1 protein-coding gene is annotated in these 1,259 nt (G+C 54.2%); it reads right to left on the minus strand.

Annotation, left to right across the window (positions count from 1 at the left end):
* Window positions 1–60 precede the first annotated feature (60 nt).
* Window positions 61–1,193, minus strand: a protein-coding gene (locus XM53_RS22220) for an IS3 family transposase (protein WP_236544622.1) whose coding sequence is annotated in 2 segments (ribosomal slippage) — window positions 61–941 and window positions 941–1,193 — 1,134 coding nt in all. Because the reading frame shifts where the segments join, the coding sequence is not laid out codon by codon here.
* Between the last annotated feature and the right edge of the window lie 66 nt (window positions 1,194–1,259).

Below are 1,259 nucleotides of genomic sequence, written 5' to 3' on the forward strand. Positions count from 1 at the left end.
AGAGGTGGTCCTAGATTTTAGACCAATTTTCAGCCTGGTTAAGATGGATCAGGGCTTCATTTAGGCTGCTATTCTCATTGGTTGTTTTTTGCTGGCATAGGCCTCGTCTGGGGTCAACAAGCCGTGTGTTGAGTGAGGGCGTTCGGAGTTATAGTAACTCAGCCACTGGCCGATCCCGGCGCGCATTTCTGATCCCGTCTCAAAGGCATTCAGATACACGCATTCATATTTCAGCGACCTCCACAGCCGTTCAATCATGCGGTTGTCACGCCATGCGCCTTTACCGTCCATGCTGATTTTGATCTTTGCTTCGGTCAGCACGTCAATCCACGCGCCGCTGGTGAACTGGCTGCCCTGATCGCTGTTGAAGATGTCCGGATCGCCATGTTTAGCGAGCGCTTCTTTCAAAGCCTCGACGCAAAAGTCCGCGTCCATGCTGTTGGACAACCGCCAGGCCAGCACCTTGCGGCTGTGCCAATCCATGATCGCCACGAGATACAAGAACCCGCGCCGCATTGGGATGTAGGTAATGTCTGCGCACCAAACCTGGTTCGCGCGATCAATCACCAAATTGCGCAACAGGTATGGCCAGATCTTATGCTGAGGATGTTTCTTGCTGGTGTTTGGCTCCTGATAGATCGGGACCAAACGCATGAGGCGCATAAGACGGCGGACCCGATGACGACCACATTGGTGGTTGTTGCGCTTCATATGCCGCGCCATCTGGCGCGATCCATACCACGGCGTTTCCAGGAACTGCTTATCAATGATCTCCATGAACCGCAGGTTCTCAGCGGTCTCACCGACGGGCTGATAATAAAGCCGTGACCGCGATAGCTGCAACAGTTCGCACTGTTTGCGCATGCTTAACTTATGATCCCGGCTCACCATTTTTTGCCTCGCGTCCCGAGCAACTGATGCGAGGCTTCGGCTAAAAAATCCCGTTCCACCACCAACTGGCCGATCTTCGAGTGCAGCTTGTCGACATCGGCGGCGCTGACCTGTTCTGGGGCCGCACCACGGCGCGTGAATGCTGTCGCCATGTTATCTATCGCTGCGCGCTTCCACGTTCCGATCTGCGTGGGATGAACGCCATACTTCTTGGACAACTCCGCCAGCGTCATCTCCTCGCGGATCGCTTCAAGCGCGACCCTGGCCTTAAACTCTGGTGAATGGTTCTTGCGTTTCTTCATTTTGGATCGTCACTTTCATCATGCGATCCACCTTAACCACTGGTCCGAATTTCCGCGACCACCTCT

The sequence above is a fragment of the Roseovarius atlanticus genome, assembly GCF_001441615.1.
Classification (GTDB): Bacteria; Pseudomonadota; Alphaproteobacteria; order Rhodobacterales; family Rhodobacteraceae; genus Roseovarius; species Roseovarius atlanticus.